General features: G+C 62.1%; 20 protein-coding genes and 1 pseudogene. 15 read left to right on the forward strand and 6 right to left on the reverse strand.

Features of this window, described 5'->3' with window-relative positions; translation table 11 throughout:
• Positions 1-100: 100 nt before the first annotated feature.
• From NL123_RS12580 to NL123_RS12610, 7 genes are read left to right on the forward strand one after another with little or no spacing between them, the layout of a single operon-like run.
• The gene (locus NL123_RS12580) at positions 101-1,120 is read left to right on the forward strand and encodes a LacI family DNA-binding transcriptional regulator (RefSeq protein ID WP_494357883.1); all 1,020 of its coding nucleotides are present in this window, start codon (positions 101-103) and stop codon (positions 1,118-1,120) included.
• Positions 1,104-2,108, forward strand: coding sequence for an ABC transporter substrate-binding protein (locus NL123_RS12585; protein WP_248482180.1), 1,005 nt, complete (start codon positions 1,104-1,106; stop codon positions 2,106-2,108). The genes NL123_RS12580 and NL123_RS12585 overlap by 17 nt, the downstream gene beginning before the upstream one ends.
• Positions 2,109-2,927 carry an ABC transporter permease gene (locus NL123_RS12590; protein WP_248482178.1) on the forward strand — a complete coding sequence of 273 codons (819 nt, stop codon included), beginning with the start codon at positions 2,109-2,111 and terminating at the stop codon, positions 2,925-2,927. It abuts the gene before it with no gap.
• Complete coding sequence (locus tag NL123_RS12595; protein ID WP_248482176.1) at positions 2,924-3,718, forward strand: ABC transporter permease; 795 nt, start codon at positions 2,924-2,926, stop codon at positions 3,716-3,718. Before NL123_RS12590 ends, NL123_RS12595 begins: the two co-directional genes overlap by 4 nt.
• Positions 3,715-4,746 carry an ABC transporter ATP-binding protein gene (locus NL123_RS12600; protein ID WP_494357884.1) on the forward strand — a complete coding sequence of 344 codons (1,032 nt, stop codon included), beginning with the start codon at positions 3,715-3,717 and terminating at the stop codon, positions 4,744-4,746. The genes NL123_RS12595 and NL123_RS12600 overlap by 4 nt, the downstream gene beginning before the upstream one ends.
• Before the next feature lie 9 nt (positions 4,747-4,755).
• The gene (locus tag NL123_RS12605) at positions 4,756-5,589 is read left to right on the forward strand and encodes a phosphodiesterase (protein WP_494357885.1); all 834 of its coding nucleotides are present in this window, start codon (positions 4,756-4,758) and stop codon (positions 5,587-5,589) included.
• Positions 5,590-5,596: 7 nt separating this feature from the next.
• Positions 5,597-6,916 carry an OprD family porin gene (locus tag NL123_RS12610; RefSeq protein WP_494357886.1) on the forward strand — a complete coding sequence of 440 codons (1,320 nt, stop codon included), beginning with the start codon at positions 5,597-5,599 and terminating at the stop codon, positions 6,914-6,916.
• A gap of 170 nt (positions 6,917-7,086) precedes the next feature.
• On the opposite strand, the gene NL123_RS12615 is transcribed toward NL123_RS12610, so the two are convergent.
• Positions 7,087-7,545, reverse strand: a complete 459-nt coding sequence (locus NL123_RS12615; RefSeq protein ID WP_494357887.1) for a GNAT family N-acetyltransferase — start codon at positions 7,543-7,545, stop codon at positions 7,087-7,089.
• Positions 7,542-7,928 (reverse strand): GFA family protein, encoded by a 387-nt coding sequence (locus NL123_RS12620; RefSeq protein WP_083351464.1) that lies wholly within the window; start codon positions 7,926-7,928, stop codon positions 7,542-7,544. The genes NL123_RS12615 and NL123_RS12620 overlap by 4 nt, the downstream gene beginning before the upstream one ends.
• A 194-nt stretch (positions 7,929-8,122) precedes the next feature.
• Here NL123_RS12620 and NL123_RS12625 point away from each other — a divergent pair.
• Positions 8,123-8,700: pseudogene (locus tag NL123_RS12625) on the forward strand (LysE family translocator).
• 39 nt (positions 8,701-8,739) lie between these two features.
• Here the strand turns inward: NL123_RS12625 and NL123_RS12630 are convergent.
• Positions 8,740-9,894 carry an acetyltransferase domain-containing protein gene (locus tag NL123_RS12630; protein WP_248482170.1) on the reverse strand — a complete coding sequence of 385 codons (1,155 nt, stop codon included), beginning with the start codon at positions 9,892-9,894 and terminating at the stop codon, positions 8,740-8,742.
• A 93-nt stretch (positions 9,895-9,987) separates the two neighbouring features.
• Between NL123_RS12630 and NL123_RS12635 the strand changes: the two genes are divergently transcribed.
• The 5 genes from NL123_RS12635 to NL123_RS12655 all read left to right on the forward strand — a co-directional run bounded on the left by NL123_RS12635 (position 9,988) and on the right by NL123_RS12655 (position 14,320).
• A complete protein-coding gene (locus NL123_RS12635) occupies positions 9,988-10,524 on the forward strand; it encodes a DUF924 family protein (RefSeq protein ID WP_248482169.1) in 537 nt (178 codons plus the stop codon).
• Positions 10,525-10,620: 96 nt separating this feature from the next.
• Positions 10,621-11,238 carry a glutathione transferase gene (gene yfcF, locus NL123_RS12640; RefSeq protein WP_494357888.1) on the forward strand — a complete coding sequence of 206 codons (618 nt, stop codon included), beginning with the start codon at positions 10,621-10,623 and terminating at the stop codon, positions 11,236-11,238.
• Between the two features lie 110 nt (positions 11,239-11,348).
• Entirely contained in the window at positions 11,349-12,080 is a 732-nt protein-coding gene (locus tag NL123_RS12645) for a GntR family transcriptional regulator (RefSeq protein ID WP_071493306.1), read from the forward strand.
• A 98-nt stretch (positions 12,081-12,178) separates the two neighbouring features.
• On the forward strand, positions 12,179-13,459 hold the full coding sequence (locus NL123_RS12650; protein WP_494357889.1) for an MFS transporter: 1,281 nt from the start codon (positions 12,179-12,181) through the stop codon (positions 13,457-13,459).
• 27 nt (positions 13,460-13,486) lie between these two features.
• Complete coding sequence (locus NL123_RS12655) at positions 13,487-14,320, forward strand: amidohydrolase family protein (RefSeq protein WP_494357890.1); 834 nt, start codon at positions 13,487-13,489, stop codon at positions 14,318-14,320.
• Here NL123_RS12655 and NL123_RS12660 read toward each other — a convergent pair.
• Positions 14,297-14,560 (reverse strand): hypothetical protein, encoded by a 264-nt coding sequence (locus tag NL123_RS12660; protein ID WP_494357891.1) that lies wholly within the window; start codon positions 14,558-14,560, stop codon positions 14,297-14,299. The genes NL123_RS12655 and NL123_RS12660 overlap by 24 nt on opposite strands.
• A gap of 131 nt (positions 14,561-14,691) precedes the next feature.
• Here NL123_RS12660 and NL123_RS12665 point away from each other — a divergent pair, with 131 nt between their 5' ends.
• Positions 14,692-15,336 carry an ATPase gene (locus NL123_RS12665; RefSeq protein ID WP_494357892.1) on the forward strand — a complete coding sequence of 215 codons (645 nt, stop codon included), beginning with the start codon at positions 14,692-14,694 and terminating at the stop codon, positions 15,334-15,336.
• Between the two features lie 34 nt (positions 15,337-15,370).
• The gene (locus NL123_RS12670) at positions 15,371-15,712 is read left to right on the forward strand and encodes a hypothetical protein (protein ID WP_248482159.1); all 342 of its coding nucleotides are present in this window, start codon (positions 15,371-15,373) and stop codon (positions 15,710-15,712) included.
• A 131-nt stretch (positions 15,713-15,843) separates the two neighbouring features.
• Here the strand turns inward: NL123_RS12670 and NL123_RS12675 are convergent, their stop codons facing one another.
• Entirely contained in the window at positions 15,844-16,590 is a 747-nt protein-coding gene (locus NL123_RS12675) for a creatininase family protein (protein ID WP_494357893.1), read from the reverse strand.
• Between the two features lie 28 nt (positions 16,591-16,618).
• Positions 16,619-17,332: a murein L,D-transpeptidase catalytic domain family protein gene (locus NL123_RS12680; protein ID WP_179029193.1), complete on the reverse strand. Its 714-nt coding sequence runs from the start codon at positions 17,330-17,332 to the stop codon at positions 16,619-16,621.
• Positions 17,333-17,371 lie beyond the last annotated feature (39 nt).

Below are 17,371 nucleotides of genomic sequence, written 5' to 3' on the forward strand. Positions count from 1 at the left end.
ATCGGGTTCATCGACATCAAACTGTCATCACCTTACCGCCGAACTGCCACATTTCCCCATTACTGTCCTCGCCAATGAGATCGATCTCAAGCGAGTGACAATGACTGACTTGAAAGACGTAGCACGGTTGGCCGGGGTATCCCGCGCCACCGCCGCCCGCACTTTTGCCTCCCCCGACCAGGTGCGCCCGACCACCCGTGAGCAGGTGTTCGCCGCCGCCCGCGAGTTGGGCTTCCGGCCCAATCTGCTGGGCCGCCAATTGCGCCTGCAAACCACCCGGTTGATCGGCGTGGTGGTGCCCAACCTGCTCAACCCGGTGTTCGCCGAACAGTTCCAGGCCATGGAGCGCGCGGCACGGTTACGTGGTTATAGCCTGTTGCTGGCGACTACCGACTACAGCAGCGAGCGCGAAAGCATTGTGGTGGAAGAGCTGTTGCGCCAGCGCGTGGACGGCCTGGTGCTGACGGTCACCGATGCTGAAAGCAACGTGGTGCTCAGCAGCCTGAATACTGAGAAAACCCCGTTTGTGCTGGCCTACCACCAACCCAGCAACCCCAACTACAGCGCCGTGTCGGTGGACAACCGCGCCGGCATGGCCCTGGCCACGCGCTACCTGCTCGAAGCCGGGCACCGCCGCATCAGTATGGTCGCCGGCCCCGCGCTGCAGTCGGACCGTGCGCGCCTGCGCTACGCCGGCTATTGCGATGCGATGCGCGAATACGGCCTCGAGCCCCGCACAGTGATCGAAATGCCAGCCCATACCCAGGCCGAATTCGCCGCCATCGAACCTTGTCTGCAAGGCCCTGAGGCACCCTCCGCACTGGTGTGTTCCAACGACTTCCTGGCGATCAGCCTGATCGCCGAACTGCGTCGCAACGCCTGGAACGTGCCCGGGCAACTCTCGGTGATGGGCTTCGATGGCATCAGCCTTGGCACCCAGATGCACCCGACCCTGTGCAGCGTGGTGCAGCCCATCGCGCTGCTCGCCAGCACTGTGATTGACCAACTGCTGGCGCAGATCGCCGGCAATGCCCCGACGTCTCACTGCCTGCCTTGCCATATCCGGCCGGGCGAAAGCACTCAACCCCACGAGGAAACCCCTGATGCGCGCACTCCGTAAAACCCTGGCAGCCGTGCTGCTGTGCGGTGCGGCCAGCCTGGCCCAGGCCGCCGAAACCGCGATCTGCTACAACTGCCCGCCGGACTGGGCCGACTGGGGCACCCAGCTCAAGGCCATCGCCGCCAGCACCGGTGTGCAAGTGCCGCTGGACAACAAGAACTCCGGCCAATCCCTGGCACAGTTGGTGGCAGAGAAAGCCGCACCGGTGGCCGACGTCGTTTACTACGGCGTGACCTTCGGCCTGCAGGCGCAAAAAGCCGAGGTGGTCGACACCTACAAACCCAAGGCCTGGGAGCAGATTCCCGCCGGGCTGAAAGACCCGGCCGGCCATTGGTTCGCGATTCACTCCGGCACCTTGGGCATCATGGTCAACGTCGATGCACTCGGCGGTCTGCCGGTGCCGCAAAGCTGGGCCGACCTGCTCAAGCCTGAATACAAAGGCATGGTCGGTTACCTCGACCCGTCCAGCGCGTTTGTCGGGTACGTCTCGGCGGTGGCGATCAACCGCGCCATGGGCGGCGACCTGGACAACTTCGCGCCGGCCATCGACTACTTCCAGAAGCTGGCGAAAAACGCGCCCATCGTGCCCAAACAGACCGCTTATGCGCGGGTGCTGTCGGGCGAGTTGCCAATCCTGGTGGACTACGACTTCAACGCCTATCGCGCGCGCTACAAAGACAAGGCCAACGTCGCCTTCGTGATCCCCCAGGAAGGCAGCATCAGCGTGCCCTACGTGATGAGCCTGGTGGCCAACGCGCCGCACCGCGCCAACGCAGAAAAGGTCCTCGACTTCGTGCTGTCGGACGAAGGCCAGGCGCTCTGGGCCAAAGCCTACCTGCGCCCGGTACGGCCGATGAAGATGCCGGCTGACGTCGCCGCACAGTTCCTGCCCGACGGCGACTACGCCCGTGCCGGCGTGGTGGACTACGAAAAAATGGCCGCTGTGCAGGAAGCCTTCGCCGCCCGTTACCTGAACGAGGTCAAGTAAGTGGCAGCATCGGCAAGACACGCCGCGTGGGCGCTGGCCCCGGCCTTTGCGGTGCTGCTCGCGTTCTGGCTGCTGCCGCTGGCGCACCTGATGGTGCTTGGCGCCGATAGCCGCGACAGCCATGGCAGCGGCTACTGGCAGGTGCTCAGCAGCGCGCAGTACTTGGGCAGCCTGGGGCAAACGTTGGTCCTGGCCGTGGTGGTGACGCTGGTGGCGCTGTTGATCGGCGGTATCAGCGGCGTGTTTCTCGCCCGGCAGCAGTTTTTCGGGCGCTCGGCGCTGGTGGCGTTGCTCACGTTTCCGCTAGCGTTTCCCGGCGTGGTCGTTGGCTTCTTGGTGATCTTGTTGGCCGGGCGCCAGGGCTTGTTTGCCGCGCTGGGCCTGCAATTGGCCGGTGAACGCTGGATCTTTGCCTACTCGCTGGCGGGGCTGTTCGTGGGGTACCTGTACTTCTCGATCCCGCGGGTGATCCTCACGGTGATGGCCGCGTGCGAGAGCCTCGACCGCAGCCTGGAAGAGGCCGCGCATTCCCTGGGTGCCGGACATTGGCGGGTGGTGTGCGATGTGATCGTGCCGGGCCTGGCGCCGGCGCTGGCCTCCTGCGGGGCGATCTGTTTCGCCACCTCCATGGGCGCGTTCGGCACCGCCTTTACCTTGGGCACGCGGCTGAACGTCACCCCGGTGGCGATCTACAACGTGTTCACCAACTACGCCAACTTCGCTGTGGCGGCCGCATTGTCGGTGGTGCTAGGCGCGGTGACCTGGGCCGTGCTGCTGCTCACGCGCCGCCTGGTCAAGAACTCGGGGACTGTGCTGTGAAACGCTCATCGCTGTTTGTGCTGCAACTGCTGTTCACCCTGTTGGTGTGCGCCTTCATGCTGGTGCCAGTGCTGATGTCGCTGCTTGCCGGGTTGACCCGCAATTTCTTCGTCGGGCTGTCCAGTGGCTTGACCTTCGATTGGCTGGTGCAGGTGTGGCAGGCGTATTCGCCCACCGTGTGGCTGTCGCTGCAACTGGCGTTGGCCTGCGCAGTGTGCGTCTGCGTGATAGGTGTGCCGGCGGCCTACGGCTTGGTGCGCATGAACAACCGCTTCAGCCGCGCCTTCGAAGAGTTGATGGTGCTGCCGGTGGCCATGCCGGGGTTGGCCAGTGCGTTGGCCTTGCTGCTGACCTACGGCCAGTTCGGCACCTTTCGCAGCAGTTGGCTGTTCATCCTGGTCGGCCATGTGCTGTTCACCTTGCCGTTCCTGGTACGCCCGGTGATGGCGGTGATGCAGCGCCAGCAATTGCCGGTACTGGAGGAAGCGGCGGCCAGCCTGGGTGCCGGTCCGATCAAGCGTTTTTTCAGCGTGGTGGTGCCCAACTGCCGGGCCGGGATCCTGGCAGGCGTGTTGATGGTGGTCACCTTGTCACTGGGTGAATTCAACCTGACCTGGATGCTCCACACGCCGATGACCAAGACCTTGCCCGTGGGCCTGGCTGACAGCTACGCCTCGGCGCGCCTGGAAATCGCCAGCGCCTACACCCTTATCTTTTTGCTGATGATCGTGCCGCTGCTGATAGCGCTGCAGGCCATCAGTGCCCGTTTGTCCCGTGGAGAGCGTCGATGACCGCTATCACTATCCGCTTGCAAGGCTGTCGCAAGGCATTCGCCGACGGCACCGTGGCCGTGCATGACCTGGACCTGACCGTCGAAGGCGGCGAAACCCTGGCCATTCTTGGCCCGTCCGGTTGCGGCAAGACCACCACCTTGCGCCTGATCGCCGGCCTCGAACGCCCTGATGTAGGCCAGGTGTGGTTCGGCGACCAGGACGTGACCCGTCTTCCTATCGAACGCCGCGACGTAGGCATGGTGTTCCAGAACTACGCACTGTTTCCCAACCTGGATGTGGCCGGGAACATCGTTTATGGCTTGAAGATTCGCGGTATGGCGGTGGTGGAGCGCAACAAGCGCTGCGAAGAATTGCTGGAACTGGTGGGCTTGCAGCACCACGGCCAGCGCAGCATCCACGAACTTTCCGGCGGCCAGCGTCAGCGTGTGGCCTTGGCTCGTGCGTTGGCGCCGCGCCCGAAAGTGTTGCTGCTGGACGAACCGCTGGCCGCCCTCGATGCGCAACTGCGCGAACGCCTGCGCAGCGAGCTGAACGAGCTGCTGCGAGGCCTGGGCATCACCTCGGTGTTCGTCACCCACGACCAGGGCGAAGCCATGGCCCTGGGCGACCGCATCCTGGTGATGGAACACGGGCGTGTCGCGCAGTTGGCCAGCCCGCGTGACATCTACCAGAAACCGGCCAATGCCTTCGTCGCGGGCTTTGTCGGCAACCTCAATGCCTTTGCCGTGCTCGAGCCAGCGGCCCATGGCTTGAAAGTCTGTGGCGGCGAGTTGCCGTGGCATGACGCCCACCTGCCCAGCACCGTCTATTGCCGCCCCGAACACCTGAAGGTGATGGAGAGCGAAGGGCACTTGCACGGCCACCTGCTGGCGCAGTTCTTCCAAGGCGCGCAAAGCCGCCTGCTGGTGGATGTGGGCGGCCCGCAACCGCTGCTGGTCGACAGCAGCGATAACCAGCTGTACGCCGTCGGCGCGCCGATTGCCCTGGCAATTGCGCCGCACATGTTGTTCACCCTGAATGCTTGAGACTCTATCGTGAATCGTCCGTTTCTCGTCGCGCAGATCAGCGACCTGCACCTTAAAGCCGGCCAGCGCCTCACTTACGGGGTTGTCGACACGTTAGGCGCACTGCGTCGTGCCGTCGACCACTTGAACGCCAGCCACCCACGGCCCGACATCGTGGTCATCAGCGGTGACCTGGTGGACTTCGGCCGTGCCGATGAATACGCCGTGCTGCACCCCGAACTCGCGCGCCTGCACATGCCGTGCTACCTGGTGCCCGGCAACCACGACAACCGTGGGCCGTTGCTGGATGCGTTCCGCGATCACGCGTATCTGCCGTTGTCCGCCGAGGGCCCGTTGGACTGGGTGGTCGACCACCATCCGCTGCGCCTGATCGGCCTCGACTCGACCATTCCCGGCGGCCACGGCGGCCAATTGCTCGACAGTCAACTGCACTGGCTGGATGAGCAATTGGCGCTGCGCCCGGAGGTGCCGACCCTGCTGATCCTGCATCACCCGCCGTTCATCAGCGGCATCGGCCACATGGACCGCGAACCTTTCATCAATGCTGCCGCTCTGGAGCACGTCGTTGCGCGCCATCCGCAAGTGGAGCGCCTGCTGTGCGGCCATCTGCACCGGCCGATGCAACGGCGTTTTGGCGGCAGCCTGAGTTGTGTGTGCCCCGGTACCTCTCACCAGATCGTGCTGGATTTGCAAGAAGCGGCGCCCGCGCATTTCAACCTGGAGCCGGCGGGCTATCTGTTGCATCGCTGGGAGGCGCAGCAGGGTTTGATCAGCCACAACGGCGTGTTCGGGGAGTACCCGGGGCCGTATCCGTTTTATGACGCCCATGGATTAATTGACTGAGGTTGTGATGAAAGCCACTTTGCATGTGTTAAGCGTATTGACCGGCGGCCTGGGCATTGCCCTGAGCCCCCTGGCCTCGGCTGATTTTCTGAGTGACAGCAAAGCCAACTTGAGCCTGCGCAACTTCTACTTCAACAACGACAACCGTGACGGCGCCGCCGCACCGTCGAAGACCGAAGAGTGGGGCCAGGCATTTATCCTCAACTACCAGTCGGGCTTTACCGACGGCACTGTCGGCTTCGGCCTGGATGCCGTGGGCATGCTCGGCGTCACCCTCGACAGTGGCGCCGGTCGTCATGTGGGTAGTTCGATGATCCCCACCGACGACGGCAAGGCCGCCGACACCTGGGCCCGTGGCGGCGCGACGGCCAAGGCGCGTTTCGCCAAGAGCGAACTGCGCTACGGCTACCTGCGCCCGAACCTGCCGATCCTGGTGAGCAACGACGGGCGCCTGTTGCCGCAGTCGTTCGAAGGCGGGCAGATCACCAGCAAGGACATCGATAACCTGACCCTGATCGGCGGCCAACTGCAGCACACCACCGGCCGTGGTTCCAGCGACCGCAGCGGCCTGGCGGCGGCCGGTGGCACCCAGGAAAGCAATAAATTCAACTACGCCGGTGCCGATTACCAGGTGACCAAGGACCTGTTGGTCCAGTACTACTACGCCAACCTCGAAGACTATTACCAACAGCACTTCGCCGGTTTGATCCATGTATTGCCCCTGGGCGACTACGGCTCATTGAAAACTGACCTGCGCTACTTCAAGACCACCTCCGACGGCAAGAACAGCAGCGTCGCCGGCCGTGCCGAAGGCTACAAGCTCGGCGGCTATACCAAGAACGGCACGGGTGAAATCGACAACAACACCTGGAGCGCAGCGTTCATCTACTCCCTGGGCCCGCACGCGATCACCGCCGGTTACCAGCAAGTCTCGGATGACAGCAACTTCGCCCAACTCAACCAGGGCGGCCTGGTCAACAAAGGGGAGGGCGGTTCCAGCCTGTACCTCTACACCGACCGTACCGTGCAGACCTTCATCCAGGCCGGTGAACGCACGGCCTTTGCCCAATACGCCTATGACTTCGCCTCGCTTGGCGTGCCGGGCCTGAAGGCGTCGGTGATGTACTTGAAGGGCGAGCATATCCTCACTGCCAGCGGCAACGATGCGAGCGAGTGGGAGCGCGATATCGCGCTGGATTACGTGGTGCAGAGCGGCACGTTCAAGAACGTCGGGTTCGGCTGGCGCAACGGTGTGTCGCGCAGTGAAGTAGCGCGTGACCAGGATCAGAATCGGGTGTTCGTGAGTTACTCGATTCCGTTGATGTAACGACCTTTCAAGCACTGCAAAACCCACTGTGGGAACCGTCGAGCCCCAGCGAGGCCGCGATGACGGCGGCACTGCCGATAGAGATGCCGCTGACACACCTCCATCGTAGCCTCGCTGAAGCTCGACGATCCCCATTTTTATTGTGTGTTGCGCAGCCGGCAGCATCCGTTTCAGCCGTTTTTCAAGCTTTTTACGTGGGTGGCGGTGTCATCAGCCACCTGATCAAAACCGCATCGAACATAAAAAGCTGCGGCCTCCGATGTGTCGGTGGACAGACGTACTTTGTGAAAATGCACGGCAGCATTTTCCAGCAGCTGCACCACCAAGACCTTACCAGCCTGTCGCCCACGGTAAGTACGTTCTACGTATACCCGGCGAAGCCGTCCAACCCCTGATCCCGCGACGAGATCACAAGAAAGACCGCCGACGGCGATCAGCCGCCCATCACAAAACATTCCCAGAAAGCATTCACCCGGCCGATCAAATCGATTGGAGCCGTCTTCCCACTCCGTGATCAATCGTGTCAGGAACCGGAAGCCTTCGGCGACTGCCTGTGCTTCGAGGGCTCGGATCTGCACCGGGAGTTGCTCCAGTTTGCGTATCGAGACGTTTGCGTTGAGCGGACTCAAAGGAACTGTCCACCAAGCCAGGGTGCCTTGGACTCAATGCAACTGTGCGCCTGGTTCTTTACCTTGAAGGGGGTATCGAGCGTGCCCAGCGCAATCGAAATCCACTCTGGATACTTTCCTTCAGCGTCGCTCCAGAACAGCGATGAACCACATTCCGAGCAGAATTGACGGGTGATACCTGGCGAAGATTCATAGCTTTTCAGCGTGTCACGCACAGCCCGGATCGTCACTTCTGATCGGCGCGCGCTGGCATACGTCGCGAACGCAGCGCCATGCCCTTTCTGGCATTTTTTGCAGTGGCAGTGGGTGACGGCCTTGAGCGGTGTCGAAACGTGATAAGTGATTGCGCCGCATAGGCAACTGCCTTGGGTGAATACATCCATGTCTGGTTTTGTCCTGAAGGATCCGGCAAACACTATACCTGTGGCGAGTGAGCTTGCTCCCGCTCGGATGCGCAGCCTCCCCATCCAGCCCAACCACAAACATACAAGAATCCCCCCATCTCCCCTCAGTAGACTCGCCACACTCTTTCTACTGCAGGTCTTCCATGGACATCTTCCTCTAGGCCTTCAGCGTCATGTACAGCCCCGGCCCCGTGAATTTCATGGGTCTCAACGCCGGGCTCACCGGTCAGTTCCGGCGCTCCACCGGGTTTTTCATTGGCGTGGGCTGCGCGATGCTGGTGTTGTTCGTGCTGTTCGGCTACACCGGCGAGGCGATCATTTCCCAGGTGGCGTTGCCCTATATTTCGTTGGTTGGCGGCGTGTACACCTTGTACCTGGCTTATCAGGTGTTCACCGCGCGCACGGTGGTCGATGAAAAAGTCTCTACCGCACCGGCCAAGACCTCACGTTCTGGAACGGCCTGGTGATCCAGTTGCTCAACCCCAAGGGCATCATGGCGGTGTTGCCGATCACCAGCGTCATGCTGCCGGCCGCGCATATCACCGGGGGGTCGATTGCACTGGTGTCGGCGTTGCTGGCTTTTGGCGCGTTTGGCGCGCCGTGGCTCTATGCGTTGCTTGGCGCAATGCTGGGACGGCGGATCAACGGGGCGTCGGCGTTTACCGTGTTCAACCGTTGCATGGGCCTGGCGCTGGCGGTGTGTGCGTATTTCATGTTTCACGCGTTTTATGCGCATCTGGTCGCAACATGAATGGATCTTGTCACCTCGACTCACGCATAGATCGAGTTTCTACAGGTACTTGAGCCAGACCAGGTCGCGGCGCCGGGCCTTGAGCCCGGCGAACCAATGTACCGGCGCGTACAGCGCCAGCGGCAGCAGCAACGCCACCAGCCAAATGGCGCCCATGCCGTCGAAGCCGAAGTAGTTGCCGTGATTCAGGCCAAACAGTGCCACACACGTGACGTAGAGGATTTTCAGCACGTACAGGTGCAGCAGATAGAAGAACATAGGCGCTGCACCGAAGGTGGCGAGCATGCTGATCCAGCGCTTGCTTCCCGCCTTCTCGAACGCCAGCAACAGCAGTAGCCCAATCCCCAGCGTCAGTGCCAGAAACAACAACGAAGGCGGGTACTTGGTGATGTTGAAAAAGCTCATCAGGGTTTGCACGCCGTTGTCATAGGCTTGCCATGGTCTTTCGCCATACCCATTGACCGCTCGCACTACCACGAACCCTATCAATGCACTTGCACCGCCCAGCCACAGATAACGCTGGCGCTGCGCCGGCTGCATGTCTTTGGCAAACCATGGGCCGAGGCTGTACCCCAATGCAATCACGCCGATCCACGGCAGCACCGGGTAGGTCGTGCGCAACCGCAGCGAATCGCCCACCTCGATCCAGCTGCGCTCATGCAGGATCGTCCACGGAATATGCAAGGCCGACCCCGTATCGAAGTGCACCCCGTCCAGCAGGTTATGCCCGCCAATGATCAGCAGCGCCAACACGATCAGCAGCGCTCGCGGCAACCACACCAGCGCCGCCAGGGCGAGCATGCTCACGCCAATCGCCCAGATCACCTGCAGGTAGATCACGCTGGGCGGCAACTGGAAGGTCCAGGCGAAGTTGACCAGGGTGAATTCCAGCACCACCAGGAACAGCCCGCGCTTGAACAGGAACGCCGAGACATCGCGGCGGCCCTGGTACTTCTGGCCGTAGAGCCAGGCCGACAATCCGGTGAGCAACACGAACACCGGCGCACACAGATGGGCGAGGGTGCGGCTGAAAAACAGTGCGGGCTCGGTGCTGTCGATGGTCATCGGGTCGCTGACCTGGCGGTGCAGCAGGAAGGTTTCGCGCACGTGGTCGAGCAGCATGAACAGGATCACCAGGCCGCGCAGGGCGTCGATGGACAGCAGGCGTTGGCGCAGGGGAACAGCATCAGTCATGGGCGTGATCACAGGGCAGGGCGGCAAGGGGGCGTTATCCTATAACATTGGATTCTGATACCGTCAGCTAAATTATCTTTCCAGGTACTCATCATGACCACTGCGCAGGCTGTCATCGACTTCTGGCAACACGCCGGCCCCAAACGCTGGTTCGCCAAGGACGATGCCTTCGACGCCAGCTTCCGCGACACCTTCCACACCGCCCACCTGCAAGCGGCCCGGCGTGAGCTGGAAAGCTGGCTGGACTCGGCGCACGGCGCCCTGGCGCTGCTGATCCTGCTCGACCAGTACCCGCGCAATGCCTTCCGCGGCACCGCCCATATGTTCGCCACCGACCCGCTCGCACGGCTGTATGCCCAGCGCATGGTGGACGCCGGGCTGGACCGGCAGGTCGAACCGGCGTTGCGTGCGTTCTGCTATCTGCCATTCGAACATTCGGAAGACCCGGCCGATCAACAGCGCTCCTTGGACCTGAACCGGCAACTGGACGCCAACACCTACCATTGGGCCAAGGAACACGCGCGCATCATCGAGCAATTCGGGCGTTTTCCTCATCGAAACGAGGTGTTGGCGCGTGAGACCACGGATGAAGAACGTGCCTTTCTGGACGAGGGCGGATTTGCCGGTTAGCCCGGTATTCCACCCAGGAATGCCCCCATAAAAACAGCGCATTGTCTTTCTTGTGGCGCATCTCGTAGCGTGGTGTTCCCCTCAAGGAGAATCGTTATGCGCCTGTATGTGGATCATCTGTACACCAGCCCCTACGCCATGTCGGTGTTCGTGACCCTGCGCGAAAAAGGCCTGGCGTTCGACACGATCACCCTGGACCTGGATGCCGCGCAACAGCACGCGAGCGACTTCGCCCAGCTGTCCCTGACCCAGCGCGTGCCGACCCTGGTGGAGGGCGACTTCGCCTTGTCGGAGTCCTCGGCGATCACCGAGTACCTGGAGCAGGCCTACCCTGAGGTGCCCGTGTATCCGGCCGACCCCAAGCAGCGGGCGAGGGCGCGCCAGGTGCAGGCGTGGCTGCGCAGTGACTTGCTACCGATCCGTCAGGAGCGCTCGACGATGGTGGTGTTCTATGGGCAGAAGATGCCCGCACTGTCGCCAGTAGCTGAAGCGGCGGCGGCGAAGTTGATCAGTGCGACCCAGGCGCTGTTGGCGGGTAACCCGCCGTACTTGTTCGGTGAGTGGTGCATCGCGGACGTGGACCTGGCCGTGATGCTCAATCGCCTGATCCTCAACGGTGACAGCGTGCCTGCCGAGTTGGTGGAGTACGCCCGACGCCAGTGGCAGCGGCCTTCCGTGCAAGCGTGGTTGCAGCAACAACGCCCGACGCAGTAACGACCATTCATCTTCCTTTTGCGGTGATGCGCTTGACAGGCGTCACCCGACGGAAGAATACTCCGGTCATATTCATATATATGACTACATAACAAAGTGAATGTGACCCCATGAATACGCTGTCCAGTGATGCCCGCCTGCCGCTTTACCAACGCTTGCGCGACCAGCTGATCGAGCAGATCGCCAACAATCGCTGGCGCCCTGGCGAAGCGATTCCCACTGAAGCGGTGCTGTCCGCCGAGTATGCGCTGTCCACCGGCACCGTGCGCAAGGCCGTGGATGCGCTGGTGAGCGAGGGCATTCTGGAGCGTCAGCAGGGCCGTGGCACCTTTGTGCGCCGCCCGCAATTCCAGTCGTCGCTGTTTAGGTTTTTCCGTTTTCAAGGCCCGTCGGGCGAGCGTCAGGTGCCGCAAAGCCGCATCCTCACGGTCGAGTCCGTGGCCGCGCCGTCGGCGGTCAGCGAGGCGCTGGGCCTGGCCCCCGAGGCCCAAGTGATCCGCATCGTTCGGACCCGTCTGTTTGACGTGCAGCCGCTGCTCGCCGAAGAAATCTGGCTGCCGCGTGCGCGCTTCCAGGCCTTGCTCGACATAGACCTGTCCGCGCAAGGCCCGCTGCTCTATCCGGTGTATGAGAGTGTCTGCGGGCAGGTGGTGGCCTCGGCCGAGGAAACCCTCACGGCCGAATCGGTCAACGCGGTGTACGCGCGGTTGCTGCAAGTACCGGTCAACAGCCCGGTGGTGGTGATCGAGCGTCTGGCCCGCGACTACGCCGGCCAACCCCTGGAGTGGCGACGCTCCCGTGGGCATGCCGAACACTTCCGCTACCGCGTGGACATTCGCTGACCGCACACCCGCACCGTTAATTGTTTGCCCAACACTGGCCCGGCTGTGGCGCGGTTCGCGCCCGGCTGCCTCGCGTTTGACCTATAAGGATAAAAATCATGTTCAGTTGGTATCGCCAAGTCACTCCTCGGGAGCGCAAAACGTTCTGGGCCTGCTTCGGCGGCTGGTCCCTCGATGCATTGGAAGTGCAGATGTTCGGCCTGGCGATCCCGGCACTCATCGCGGCCTTCGCCTTGAGCAAGGGCGATGCGGGGCTGATCAGCGGCGTCACGCTGGTGACCTCGGCCATCGGCGGTTGGGTCGGCGGCACCTTGTCCGACCGCTACGGTCGGGTACGCACGTTGCAGTGGATGATCCTGTGGTTTTCGTTCTTCACGTTTTTGTCGGCGTTCGTCACCGGCTTTCATCAGTTGCTGATCGTCAAGGCACTGCAAGGCTTCGGCATCGGCGGTGAATGGGCGGCGGGCGCGGTGTTGATGGCCGAGACCATCAACCCGAAGTACCGCGGCAAGGTGATGGGCACCGTGCAGAGCGCCTGGGCCGTTGGCTGGGGCGTGGCGGTCGGGGTGTTTGCGCTGATCTATTCGTTTGTGCCCCAGGACATGGCCTGGCGGGTAATGTTCGTGGTGGGGCTGCTGCCGTCGTTCCTGATTATCTGGGTGCGCCGCAACGTGGAGGAGCCTGACAGCTTCCAGCGCCTGCAAAAGGAGCAGGCGATTCCCCAGAGTTTCTTCAAGTCCCTGGCCGGCATCTTCCGCCCTGAGCTGATCCGCGTGACGCTGTTCGGCGGCCTGCTGGGCCTGGGTGCCCACGGTGGTTACCATGCGGTGATGACCTGGCTGCCGACCTTCCTCAAGACCGAGCGCAACCTGTCGGTACTCAACTCGGGCGGCTACCTGGCGGTGATCATCTTTGCCTTCTGGTGTGGCTGCATCGCCAGTGGCTGGCTGATCGACCGCATTGGTCGCCGCAAGAACATCGTGCTGTTTGCGCTGTGCTGCGTGATCACCGTGCAGGCCTATGTGTTCCTGCCGCTGAGCAATACGCAGATGCTGTTCCTTGGCTTCCCGCTGGGGTTCTTCGCCGCCGGTATCCCGGCCAGCCTGGGGGCGTTGTTCAACGAGTTGTACCCGGCGGATGTGCGCGGTGCCGGCGTGGGCTTCTGCTACAACTTCGGGCGCGTGCTGTCGGCGGTGTTTCCCTTCCTGGTGGGGCATATGAGCGACTCGATGTCCCTCGGCTCGGCCATCGGCATCGATGCCGGGATCGCCTACGGCGTCGCCGTGATCGCCGCGCTGTGCCTGCCGGAAACCCGTGGCCGCGTGCTGGAAGCGACACCCACCGAGCGCGTCGTGAGCGGCCAGCGCGCCCAGGCCTGATCCTTTTTACTTTTGAAAGACGACCCCATGCTTGATAACCGTTCCATCACCGGCATCGACGCCCACGCCCATGTATTCAGCCAGGCGCTGACCCTGGCCGGTGAGCGTCGCTACACTCCAGGCTACGACGCCACGCTGGCGGACTACATCGGCCACTTGCACGCCAATGGCCTGAGCCACGGCGTGTTGGTGCAACCCAGTTTCCTGGGCACCGACAACGGCTACCTGTTGGCCGCTTTGCAGCAGGCACCCGATCAGTTGCGCGGCGTCGTGGTGGTGGACCGTGATATCCCGCAGCACGCTTTACAGGCGATGGCCCGCGCCGGCGTGGTGGGCGTGCGCTTGAACCTGGTGGGCCGGGCGCTGCCAGACTTTGCCGAGCCCGGCTGGAAGGTTTTTTTCGAGCACATCGTCGTGCTGGGCTGGCACGTGGAATTGCACCGCGAGGTGGACGACCTGCCGCAATTGGTGCGCCAGTTGCTGCCGTTCGGGGTCAAGCTGGTGGTCGACCATTTCGGCCGGCCAGATGCACGACTCGGCGTCGCGCAGCGCGGTTTTGCCGAGTTACTGGGCTTGGGCCTCAGCGGCCAGTTGTGGCTGAAGGTCTCGGGGATCTATCGCCTGGCCGGCAGCCCGGCGCAGAACCTTGAGTTTGCGCGCCAGGCCATGCCGTTGTTGCAGCAGAGTTTCGGTCTGCACCGCTTGGTGTGGGGCAGTGACTGGCCGCACACCCAGCATGAAACCACCATCGGCTACCGCGTAGTGATCGAGCAGCGCCAGGCCCTGGGCTGGTCGGCAGCGGTCGCGCAGGCCTTGCTGATCGATACACCCCGGCAGTTATTCGGCTTCGACCACCCGTAGCCAATCCTCTTTCACACGGCGGTCCAGCTCCTCCCAGTCGGCCATACCCAGCACCCGCGTGGTGTTCAGGCCGCGCAGGTAGCCGCGCAGCTGCTGGGCACTGGCGCTGATCCGATCCGCGTCCGCCGTCTCGTCCTGCAGCACGTGTTCATAGTCGACCAGGTAATCGGCGACCCGCTCGCGAAACTCCGGTAGTACGGCTTCGCGGATGCGGTCGAAGGTTTTCTGGTGGGGCTTCATGGCGTGGTCCTTATAGGTTTTATGTCAGCACTATCGGTTCAGATAATAGTCACCATCACGCATCGCAAGTTCTGTTTTTTCCGGAAAAGCGGAAAATCGCCCCATCGAGACGCTGTTCAAGGAAATGCGCGATGAGGACGTTTATTCAGTTGGCTTTGATGGCTCTGATGCTTGGCACGGTGGTCGTCAACAACGCGGCAATCGCCGATGATCTGCATACCAGCCATTTGCTACCTATCAACGGTAGCGTAGACTCCCTGCAGCACGCGCAGTCGGTGGGTGTGTTGTTGAGCGACAACACCCGCGACAACCTCAGCTACCTCGAACGCTACCACGACATGGCCTTGAATGGCGCCAAGGATGCCCTCGACGGGCGTATCCGCCAGGCGTTCGTCAACAGTTCCGACCCGGAACTGGCCATCGATTGGTTGATGAGCTCGCTGCAGGGCACCTTTTTGTCAGTAACGGTCTACGACAACCTGGATGCCCTGGTGCAGGCACACCCCGATGTGGTGGTGATGCTCGATACCCACAACCAACTGCTGACCCAGCGTAACGATGTGGTCGAGGCGCGTTTTATTGCGCGGTTCTATGACGCGAACCTGCAGTACATCGCCAGGGCCGAAGGCTCGGTGCACAAGCAGGTGCCATCGGTGTGGGTACATGACAAGGCCGCGCCGGAGATTGCCGCGCAGATCGAGCAGCAGCGTGATGTGCAACTCGATGCCTTGAAGCAGTTCGATGCGTCGCTCAAAGCGTTGGTCCGTGCCGGTTGATGTGAACCTTTATTTTTATAGTCAGGAATTTTTCATGCGCGCTTTTTTCGCCCCGGCCTTGGCCATTGCTTCCCTGGTGTTGGCGGGTTGTGTCACCGCCCCTAATGCCCCGAGCCTGACCCTGCAAACCAGCAAGAGCCCGGAAGCCTATGTGCAGTGCGTGCTGCCCAAGCTGGAAAAACACGGGATCACTTCGACCGTCACCCAGAACTCGCGTCACGCCAAAGTGGTGCTGACCAGCAAGATTGCCGCCGATGACGTGCTGGAAGCCTACAAGGCTGGAGAGGGCGCCAAGGTGTTCTTGTATGAGCGCAAGCCGTTGGCGTCGACGATTACGCCGTCGCGGCTAGAGCTGGCGGCAAAGGAATGCCAATAATTCCAGGCAATACATAAAACCACATGTGGGAGGGGGCTTGCCCCCGATAGCGGTGGATCAGTCAATACATCTGTGACTGCCATACTGCTATCGGGGGCGAGCCCCCTCCCACAATTGGATTTGCGTAGGGCTTAAGGTTTGGCTTCGTTGCTGAAGCTGTTCACTGTCTTGACCAACTCCTGCGCCGCCAACGCCACCAACGCCCCACCTTTTTCTACCGTCGCCAGCGCCGGGTCCGAGCCCATGCGCCCATCCGGGAAGCGCGCGCGGAAGTCCAGCGCCTCGCGGATCGGCCCGGTGTTGGCGATTTGCGGTGAGTAGTCGGCAGTCTTGATCGCGTCCGGGTAGGCCCATTGGGTCACCGCAATCTCTGATGGTGTGGCATGGCTGCCATGGCCCACCGGGAATTGGCGCTGGGCCAGGTCGGTTACGCCCTCCAGGTCCCACCAGTTCACCAGCTTCAACGCAAAGCCGGCGGGGCGACGGGCGAAGCTCGCTTCGGCGTACAGCTCGGAAAACGCCGCTTCAATCGTGGCGATATTGCCGCCATGGCCGTTCAGAAACAGAATCTTCTCGAAACCATGCCCGGCCAGCGAACGCACCCAGTCGCCAATCGCGGCGATAAAGGTGGAAGGGCGCAGGGAAATGGTGCCGGGAAAACCCAAGTGATGCTGGGCCATGCCGATATTGAAGGTCGGGGCGATCAGGATATCCGCGTTCTGCTGCGCCTCATGGGCGATGATTTCCGGGCACATCCAGTCGGTGCCGAGCAGGCCGGTGGGGCCATGCTGTTCGTTGGAACCGATGGGAATCACCACCGTGCGGCTGCGTTCCAGAAACTGCCCGATCTCGATCCAGGTGGACTTATGTAGAAGCATGCGGCGCTCTCTTATCTATGGGGACAGGCTATCCGCCACGGATTGTACGACTACTCGCCACCTGTTGGGGTTTGCAATTGAGGTAGGTCGACGACTTCAACCAGCGCTGGTCGGGGTACCACGAAAACATGAACTGCCCATCCTTGAGCTTGTCCACTACCTGACGGGCCACCTGCGGGCGCACGGCCGGGCAACCCTGGCTGCGACCGATACGGCCTTCGCGCTTGCTCCACAGGGGGCTTACGTAGTCGGCGGCGTGGATCACGATGGCGCGGTCGCGGGCCTGGTCATTGAAACCCGGCTCCAGGCCGTCCATGCGCAACGAGTAACCGTGGGTGCCCAGGTAGCTTTCCTGGGTGCGGAACAAGCCCAGGCTGGACTGGTGGCTGCCTTCGAGGTTGGAGAACTGGGTGGCGAAGTTTTCCCCGGACTTGGCGCCGTGGGCCACCAGGTCGCGCAGAACAAGGGTCTTCTTGCGCAAATCGAAGATCCATAGCCGACGGGCGGTCGAAGGCTGGGAGTAGTCAATGACCGCCAGGCGTTCGGAGCGTTCCTCGCCGTTATTGACCGCGCACTGCACCGCGTTGAGGGCGCTTTTGAGTACAGTGGGATTGAGTTCTGGAGCCGAGCGCGCCAGGCTGCTATACAAGTTAGGAGAGGTCTGATTAGCGGCGAGCGCAAAATTGCTCAGCGTAGCCAGCGTCACGGAGATCAAGCCGAGGCGGCGCATAAAAGTCAGCATCTACAAAGTATCCCCCGGTGTGGATTGGAGCCAGGTCAA

This window comes from Pseudomonas sp. FBCC-B1565, from assembly GCF_059133265.1.

Coding starts and splice junctions, on each gene's coding strand:
- NL123_RS12580 (WP_494357883.1), top strand. CDS start 101: ATGACTGACTTGAAAGACGTAGCACGGTTGGCCGGGGTATCCCGCGCC.
- NL123_RS12585 (WP_248482180.1), top strand. CDS start 1,104: ATGCGCGCACTCCGTAAAACCCTGGCAGCCGTGCTGCTGTGCGGTGCG.
- NL123_RS12600 (WP_494357884.1), top strand. CDS start 3,715: ATGACCGCTATCACTATCCGCTTGCAAGGCTGTCGCAAGGCATTCGCC.
- NL123_RS12610 (WP_494357886.1), top strand. CDS start 5,597: ATGAAAGCCACTTTGCATGTGTTAAGCGTATTGACCGGCGGCCTGGGC.
- NL123_RS12620 (WP_083351464.1), bottom strand. CDS start 7,928: ATGGATGTATTCACCCAAGGCAGTTGCCTATGCGGCGCAATCACTTAT.
- NL123_RS12630 (WP_248482170.1), bottom strand. CDS start 9,894: ATGACTGATGCTGTTCCCCTGCGCCAACGCCTGCTGTCCATCGACGCC.
- NL123_RS12635 (WP_248482169.1), top strand. CDS start 9,988: ATGACCACTGCGCAGGCTGTCATCGACTTCTGGCAACACGCCGGCCCC.
- yfcF (WP_494357888.1), top strand. CDS start 10,621: ATGCGCCTGTATGTGGATCATCTGTACACCAGCCCCTACGCCATGTCG.
- NL123_RS12645 (WP_071493306.1), top strand. CDS start 11,349: ATGAATACGCTGTCCAGTGATGCCCGCCTGCCGCTTTACCAACGCTTG.
- NL123_RS12650 (WP_494357889.1), top strand. CDS start 12,179: ATGTTCAGTTGGTATCGCCAAGTCACTCCTCGGGAGCGCAAAACGTTC.
- NL123_RS12655 (WP_494357890.1), top strand. CDS start 13,487: ATGCTTGATAACCGTTCCATCACCGGCATCGACGCCCACGCCCATGTA.
- NL123_RS12660 (WP_494357891.1), bottom strand. CDS start 14,560: ATGAAGCCCCACCAGAAAACCTTCGACCGCATCCGCGAAGCCGTACTA.
- NL123_RS12665 (WP_494357892.1), top strand. CDS start 14,692: ATGAGGACGTTTATTCAGTTGGCTTTGATGGCTCTGATGCTTGGCACG.
- NL123_RS12670 (WP_248482159.1), top strand. CDS start 15,371: ATGCGCGCTTTTTTCGCCCCGGCCTTGGCCATTGCTTCCCTGGTGTTG.
- NL123_RS12675 (WP_494357893.1), bottom strand. CDS start 16,590: ATGCTTCTACATAAGTCCACCTGGATCGAGATCGGGCAGTTTCTGGAA.
- NL123_RS12680 (WP_179029193.1), bottom strand. CDS start 17,332: ATGCTGACTTTTATGCGCCGCCTCGGCTTGATCTCCGTGACGCTGGCT.